Below are 6,600 nucleotides of genomic sequence, written 5' to 3' on the forward strand. Positions count from 1 at the left end.
CGGCGCGGGCGGCGGCGGGGGACCGGAACCGGAGGCGTGATCGCTCAGTCGGAAAAGCTGCGGCTGCGGCGCTTGCCGATCGAACTGTAATTCGGGGTCTGCTCTTTGACGGCCGACTTCTTCTCCTCGACGACCAGCAGCTTGGCGATGCGTTCGATGCGGACGCCGGCGTAATTGCCCCTCCGCCACGCCAGATTGACCCGCAGCACGAAGTCCCGCCCCAGGATCCGGAGCATGAACGAGGACGGGAGCACGTAGGCCTCGGGCACGCCGAGCTTGGCGCCGGATTTCGAGATATCCTTGACGTTGCAGGGAATTTCGGTGCCGTCGAACAGCCGGATCAGCGCGATCCAGTTGGTGGAGGTCCGCTCCTCCCGCCGCGCGACGACAGACGCCTCGTCCTCCGCTGAGGCATCCCCCAACGTCAGGTCTGACGGAAGATCGGCGACCGGTGGATGCGGGCTCGGCATAGGGGCCATGGAAGAGGGCGTCTGGCGATCGATGCTAACGGGAAAGTGTTGATGCAAGATTTGCGTCGCGGCAGGCTGCCCTGGCACGCGCCGGCCGAGGCGCGCGAAGCCGATCACATGTTCGTTGAGAGGCGACGCCCTCGACGTCCCCGGGGGCACCATGCGCGAGGCCAAGGCGGCGGCATGCCGAGCATGTCGAGGCGTGACTTGCGCGACGGTGAGCCGAACTCTTCTTGGAGAGTGCCGACCGCGCCGCAAAACGAGCCGGCTCTTCTTGCGCCGCAGCGAAAATAGTTCGTGAAGCCCCGCTCAAACCGGCTTGCAAGACATGAACGGCTGATTAACGTGGCTCCATCGTAACGCGTCCGATGTTCGACCCCTGGCAGGGAGCGGTCCCATGTCTGAGCTCATCCGCGTGAAACCGACCCAGGACGGCACCTACACCGTCTATCGCGGGTCACTGGCCCTCGTTTCGGGCCTGACGAGGCTGCAGGCCGAGCGCTACGAGGCGAGCATCGCTCGCCAGCAGCGCGGTCTGTCACCGCTCGTCGGCGCCTGAAGCGCCCAAACGACGACGCGAGGGCGCGGCTCCGGCGAGGAGGCCGCGCCCTTCCCATGTCGCCCTCGTCAGACGGGACCGGTCTCCGCCCGAATCCAGGCGGCGGTGTCCGGGTCGGCGTCCGAGACCGGCAGGTGCAGGATGATCGGCGTCTCGTAGGGATGGCGCCGCTTCAGCTCGGCCGCGAGGGCATCGGCCAAGCTTTCGCGGCTCTTGAGGATCGCGACGACTTCCGTGCCGCGCTCCACCGCCCCCTTCCAGGCGTAGACCGACTGCATCCCCGGAATCACGTTGACGCAGGCCGCGAGGCGCGCGCGCACCAGGGCCTCGCCGACGTCGAGCGCGGTCGCGGCATCGGGAAAGGTCGTGTAGACGAGGAGCGGGCGCTCCATGCTATGGCTCTCCCCTGGCAGGCCAGGACCCGATCTCGGGTGCCCGGCGCGTGCCCCGAGTGAGACCGGCTCGGCCTCTTCCCGTCAACAGGGCTGACAGCACGGATGCCGCGTCGCTTTTCACGGATCGCCTTCGTGGCGAGCCCCACGCCCGAGGCGCGGGAGGCGGCGGACCTTCTGATGCGCCGCTACGACCACGTCCCGCCCGAGGAGGCGGACGTCGTCGTGGCGCTCGGCGGCGACGGCCTGATGCTCCAGGTGCTGCACCGCTTCATGAACGCGCCCAAGCCGATCTACGGCATGAATCGCGGCACGGTCGGCTTCCTGATGAACGAGTTCCGCGAGGACGGGCTGCTCGACCGCCTGGAGGCGACCAAGCGCTCGACGATCCACCCGATGACGATGATCGCCACCGATACGGAAGGGCGCAGCCACACGGCGCGGGCGATCAACGAGGTCTACATGCTGCGCCAGACCCACCAGACCGCCAAGCTGCGGGTCTCGGTGGACGACCATGTGCGCCTGCCGGAACTGATCGCCGACGGCATCCTCGCGGCGACGCCCGCCGGATCGACCGCCTACAACCTCTCCGTCGGCGGGCCGATCCTGCCGCTCAACGCGCATCTCCTGGCGCTGACGCCGATCTCGGCCTTCCGGCCCCGGCGCTGGCGCGGTGCGCTGCTGCCGAACTATGCCCGCATCCGCATCGACGTGATCGACGCCGAGCACCGCCCCGTGGCGGCGGTGGCCGACCACACCGAGTTCCGCCGCGTCTGCACGGTGGAGACGTGGCTCGATCACGCCACCAACCTCGTGCTGCTGCACGACCCCGGCCACAGCCTCGAAGAGCGCATCCTGCGCGAGCAGTTCGGTTGACCGTCCCGGACCGCGGGGCGCTCCCTGCGGCATCGAAAATCCGAACTCCGAAGCGCCGCCTCCAAGGGAGGGCAGCCGAGGAACGGGTACGGCTGCGACGGCCGTACCCGCAGCAACATCACGCTGAAAGCCAGAGGCCGTCGGCCGTTCCCGTCCAGGCGCCGTGGCCGGCAAGCTCTTCGGCGAACACCGCACCGAGCCGCATCCGCTCGGCCTCGACGATCGCGCCCTCCACGGCAACCGGCCGGCAGCGGCCGCCCCAGCCCGCCGGCACGAAGTCCGGGTCGTGCAGGGCGTGGTCCGACGCCTCGATGAAGAAGGCGCGGTCGCCGCCGTCGATGTAGCTCTCCGCCGGCAGGCCCTCGGCCAGCAGGATGTCGTGCGCGTCGAGTTCGACGTGCCAGTAGGTGACGCCGGCGCGCGGCTCGCGGGTGATCGTCGTGCCGTTGATCAGGCACATCACCGGGACAAGCACGCCGCCCTCGCCGTCGGCCTCCGCGCCGACCAGCACCGGGTGGCCGGGCGAGAGGCTGAGGTCGCGGGCCGGCAGGCCCCGGCCGAAGGCGCCCGCGCGAATCCGAACCGGCTGCTGATGGAAGGGGAGCGAACCTGCTTCCGCCACGATCTCCCGGCGGCCAATCCAAGTGATCGGCCTCAGAGCCCCCGATACGGTGACGGCCCGATCGCCGACCCTCAGATCCTCGACGGCGATCTCGCCGCGGTCCGTACGGATCCGCGTGCCGGTCGTGAAGCAGAGGAGGATCACGGTGCCGCCATTGCCGTCGTCCTGCACCCCGACAGTGGTCAGGTTCGCCGATATCAGCCGGAAGTTCTGAACGACTTGCGTCGAATTGCCGGTTCGGGTGCCGGTTACCGTGAGAAGGCCCGCCCCCTCATCGTAATCCGCCGAGGCGCCGCTCAATCCGGCTAAGCCGATTTCGGCGCCGGGGCCGAGATTGACGAGCAGGTTGCCGAATGTGGCGTTGTTGACCTGAGCGTTGATCCCAAGCTCAAGACGGGCAGACCCGCCGCCCGGTCGGCCAATGAAATTGATGATGCCCGAACCTGCAGAATCGGCATCCGTGACTGCGAGCGTGCCGGACCGGATCACGGTTCCGCCGGAATAGGTGTTGTCGCCGGTGAGCGTCAGCGTCCCACTTCCCGCCTGCTCGACGGATCCGGTGCCGGAAATCGCGTTCGCCGCGATGAGATCACCGCTCGCCGCGAAGGTCAGCGTGCCGGTGTTGGCGACCGCTCCGGACAGCGAGCCCGCCGCGCCGACCGTCAGCGCCGCCCCGTTGCCGATGGTGATCCCGGAGCCGTAGCTCTGCCCGTCCTGGATCGTCCACGCGCCGCTCTCGACCGACAGCGTTTCGACGTTGACGACGTTGGCGAGGCTGCCCGTCGTCGCGCCGCTGTTGCTGCCGAGATGCACGTCGCGGCCGGTCCGGTCATCGAGGCGCAGGTTGATCCGGTCCGAACCGGCGCCCCCGTCGATGCGGCCGGTGACGGTCGCGCCGGTATAAAGGTTCAAGGTGTCGTCGCCGCCCTCGAGGTTGAGCGCCCGGCCCGTGTTTCCGGTGATCGTGCCGTAGTTCGAGAGGCTGTCGCTGCCCTCGCCGGTCTGGATCGCCGAGCCGTCACCGCGGAGGAACCGCGCCGAGCCCGCATCTGCGGCGGTATAGGTCACGCCATCGAGCGTCCCGACGGTGCCGGCATCCGCGGTGCCGTTCTGGAGCAGCACCGTTCCGGTCGGGATCGTGCCGTTGCCGACGATGCTGCCGGCATTGACGATGGTGTCGTTGTCGATCCGCGCGTCGCCGGCCTTGTTCTCCAGGCGAATCGCGTAGCCGTTCTGCCCGATGATCTGGCCGGTCGCACCGTTGGTGATCGCGGTGGCCAGCACGCCGCTGCGGCTGCCGTCGCCGTTCGAGTCGTTGTTGACGACGATGGCGGAATCGGCACCGCTGATGGTGCCGTCGTTCGTCACCGTGCCGCCGCCGAGCGACAGGCCCTCGCTCCGGTTGGCGCGGCCGTTGCTGTCGAAGCCGCCGGCGCCCTGCCCGTTCAGAACTCCGCCCGCGCCCGCGCCCGCGATGGTCCCGCCAGCGTCGTTGGTGACGGTCGCGCCGCCGTCCACATCGACGCCGTCGCCGTCACCGTCGATCGTCCGCAGCCCGGCCCGGTCGAAGTTGGGCGCGTATTCGCCCAGGATCGTGCCGCCGTTGTTGACGACGACGGTGCCGGCCGATGCGCCGACCGTGTCGGCGCCGACACCCGATCCGTTGCGGCCGAGAATCGTGGCTCCGGCGCGATTGAAGACCTGGATGTTGGTCGCGTTGACGTTGCCGACATCGATCCCGTGCTGCGAGCCTTCGATCAGGCCGCGATTGTCGATCGTGTCGTTCGTGGCCGAGGCTGCGTTGATGCGCACGCCCCGCGAAATGTCGTAGCGCGTCGCCGTCGAGGTGTTGCTGAAACTGTTGTTAGAGGACGAGTCGTTGACCGGGCCGGCACCGCGGATGATCCCGTAATTGAGGAGCGTCTGATGCGCACCGAGGCGGATCGCGTCGCCGCTATTGCTCTGGATCAGGGCCGCGGTGTTCGCCGTCGATCCGTTGGTGATGGTCCCGCCGCTGGTGACGTCGCCGCTTCCCGCGTTCGGAGCGCCGACCGTGGCGTTGAAATTGAGGGCGTAGGCGGCGCCCGGAGGGGCCGCACCGCTCGGAGTGATCGCGGTGATCGACGTGTCGGAGAGGATCCGGCCGAGATTCGTCAGGTTGAACGCGCTCGTGATGCCGGCATTGGCGCCGGAGAAGGCTTGTGCCTGGATCGCATCCGCATCGAGGGCGCGGATCTCGCCATTGGCGCCGACCGAAATCTGGCCGTTGGCCAGGGCGGCGCGAAGGGCGCGCTGGCCGGAGGTGTCGTTTCTGAGGGTCCCGTCGACGGCGATCGTCGTCAGGCCAGACGTGACGGTCGCCTGCACCGCGGTCGTGCCCGTCTGGGTCCGGGTCGCGCCTTCGTCGAGCGTGTAGCTGTCGGGATTCGTGATCTGGTAGGTCGTCGATTGCGAGCCGGGTGTGATCGTCTGGGGCATCGTCGTGAGTTCTTTCGTCCGGTCGACGGCAGAGGAGCGCGCGGAGGACGCAACCAGGCTTTGCAGTCGCTCCTCATCAAGGTGAGGACCGGAACGAAGTCAAGGCACGCCATGGGCGCGCTAACAGACTGATGTGAAAGAATTTCTGCGGACGATTCCGGAGATCCGTGTCCGGCCGGACACACCACCCGCCGGGCACAACCATCCGATGTGACGGAGAGGGTACCGGGCGGAGGCGGCGCTCCGAACATCCGGCGGTCCGAAGCGCACTCCCGGCACGGATCGAAACCGTGATCGTCGTCAAAAATCGCTGGCGAGACCCTTCACCTCCCAATCCGCGTAGCGGACGGGTTCCAGGCCGCCGCGCCCGAGGGTCTCGGGCCGCGCGGCAATCTTGGCGGCGCGGGCATCAATGGCCGCGCGGCGCTCGGCCGCCTCCGCCAGCGCCCGCTGCGCCGCCGGGGACAGGGTGCGCGGCGCCGCGTCCGGCTGCTTGCCGTCCTCCTTGGCATCCGCTTCCGCCATGCCGATCTCCTTCATCACTTGCTTCACGTCTTGCATCCTTTGCCGACAGATGTGACTGCGTCGGCTCCGGGGCGAGACCCCGCCGACCCCTTTTGCTGAGAACGGCCTTTCACGCGTGGCATCGCCCCCCAAAAGCCGCACGCCGCCCTCCTTCGACCCGTCGGTCCCGGGGCTCGCGGCGCGCCACGTCGCCCGCGAAGCGGTCGCGACCCTCCTCGGACCGGCCCGTGGCCTGGCGCTGGAGGATGCCCTGGCGCAGGCCGGGCGCGGGGCGCGGCTGGAACCCGGCGAGGCCGCGCTCGCCCGGGCGATCGCCACGGCGAGCTTCCGCCGCCTCGGCTTCATCAGAGCAGCGCTGGCGTCCCGGCTGCGCGACGGCCTCCCGGAAGACCGGCCGCACCTCCTCGCCCTGCTGGTGACCGGCGCCGCGCAGATCCTCGACCTCGCGGTGGCCGATCATGCCGCCGTCGATCTCTCGGTGCGCCTCGCCAAGGCGGATCCGCAGATCCAGCATCTCGCGCCGCTGGTCAACGCGGTGCTGCGCCGGATCGCCCGCGAGCGCGACACGATTCGGGCGGAAGAGATCGACCCGCTCGCGCACAACACGCCGGACTGGCTCGCCCGGCGCTGGCGGAAGGCCTATGGCGAGGAGGCGGCGCGCCGCATCGCCGCCGACAG

Annotated in this window: 7 protein-coding genes; 3 read left to right on the plus strand and 4 right to left on the minus strand. The window is 69.2% G+C overall.

Annotation, left to right across the window (positions count from 1 at the left end; genetic code table 11):
• Positions 1–44: 44 nt before the first annotated feature.
• Positions 45–587: a PilZ domain-containing protein gene (locus MFF42_RS08160; RefSeq protein WP_238255296.1), complete on the minus strand. Its 543-nt coding sequence runs from the start codon at positions 585–587 to the stop codon at positions 45–47.
• Positions 588–867: 280 nt separating this feature from the next.
• Here MFF42_RS08160 and MFF42_RS08165 point away from each other — a divergent pair, with 280 nt between their 5' ends.
• Complete coding sequence (locus tag MFF42_RS08165; RefSeq protein ID WP_238255297.1) at positions 868–1,029, plus strand: hypothetical protein; 162 nt, start codon at positions 868–870, stop codon at positions 1,027–1,029.
• Between the two features lie 68 nt (positions 1,030–1,097).
• On the opposite strand, the gene cutA is transcribed toward MFF42_RS08165, so the two are convergent.
• Positions 1,098–1,421 carry a divalent-cation tolerance protein CutA gene (gene cutA, locus MFF42_RS08170; RefSeq protein WP_238255298.1) on the minus strand — a complete coding sequence of 108 codons (324 nt, stop codon included), beginning with the start codon at positions 1,419–1,421 and terminating at the stop codon, positions 1,098–1,100.
• A gap of 105 nt (positions 1,422–1,526) precedes the next feature.
• Here cutA and MFF42_RS08175 point away from each other — a divergent pair, with 105 nt between their 5' ends.
• Positions 1,527–2,297, plus strand: a complete 771-nt coding sequence (locus MFF42_RS08175; protein ID WP_238255299.1) for an NAD kinase — start codon at positions 1,527–1,529, stop codon at positions 2,295–2,297.
• 118 nt (positions 2,298–2,415) lie between these two features.
• Here the strand turns inward: MFF42_RS08175 and MFF42_RS08180 are convergent, their stop codons facing one another.
• Entirely contained in the window at positions 2,416–5,397 is a 2,982-nt protein-coding gene (locus MFF42_RS08180) for a Hint domain-containing protein (RefSeq protein WP_238255300.1), read from the minus strand.
• Positions 5,398–5,697: 300 nt separating this feature from the next.
• Positions 5,698–5,937 carry a DUF1674 domain-containing protein gene (locus MFF42_RS08185; protein WP_373875159.1) on the minus strand — a complete coding sequence of 80 codons (240 nt, stop codon included), beginning with the start codon at positions 5,935–5,937 and terminating at the stop codon, positions 5,698–5,700.
• Between the two features lie 100 nt (positions 5,938–6,037).
• Between MFF42_RS08185 and MFF42_RS08190 the strand changes: the two genes are divergently transcribed.
• Positions 6,038–6,600, plus strand: a 563-nt coding sequence (locus tag MFF42_RS08190; protein WP_283206865.1) for a transcription antitermination factor NusB, incomplete at its 3' end; no start/stop codon positions are given.

This window comes from Methylorubrum podarium, assembly GCF_022179745.1.
Lineage (GTDB): Bacteria > Pseudomonadota > Alphaproteobacteria > Rhizobiales > Beijerinckiaceae > Methylobacterium > Methylobacterium podarium.

What these genes read in the sequence shown, in the direction of transcription:
- MFF42_RS08165 (WP_238255297.1), top strand. Translation starts at nt 868, where the DNA reads ATGTCTGAGCTCATCCGCGTGAAACCGACCCAGGACGGCACCTACACC.
- cutA (WP_238255298.1), bottom strand. Translation starts at nt 1,421, where the DNA reads ATGGAGCGCCCGCTCCTCGTCTACACGACCTTTCCCGATGCCGCGACC.
- MFF42_RS08175 (WP_238255299.1), top strand. Translation starts at nt 1,527, where the DNA reads ATGCCGCGTCGCTTTTCACGGATCGCCTTCGTGGCGAGCCCCACGCCC.
- MFF42_RS08180 (WP_238255300.1), bottom strand. Translation starts at nt 5,397, where the DNA reads ATGCCCCAGACGATCACACCCGGCTCGCAATCGACGACCTACCAGATC.
- MFF42_RS08185 (WP_373875159.1), bottom strand. Translation starts at nt 5,937, where the DNA reads ATGAAGGAGATCGGCATGGCGGAAGCGGATGCCAAGGAGGACGGCAAG.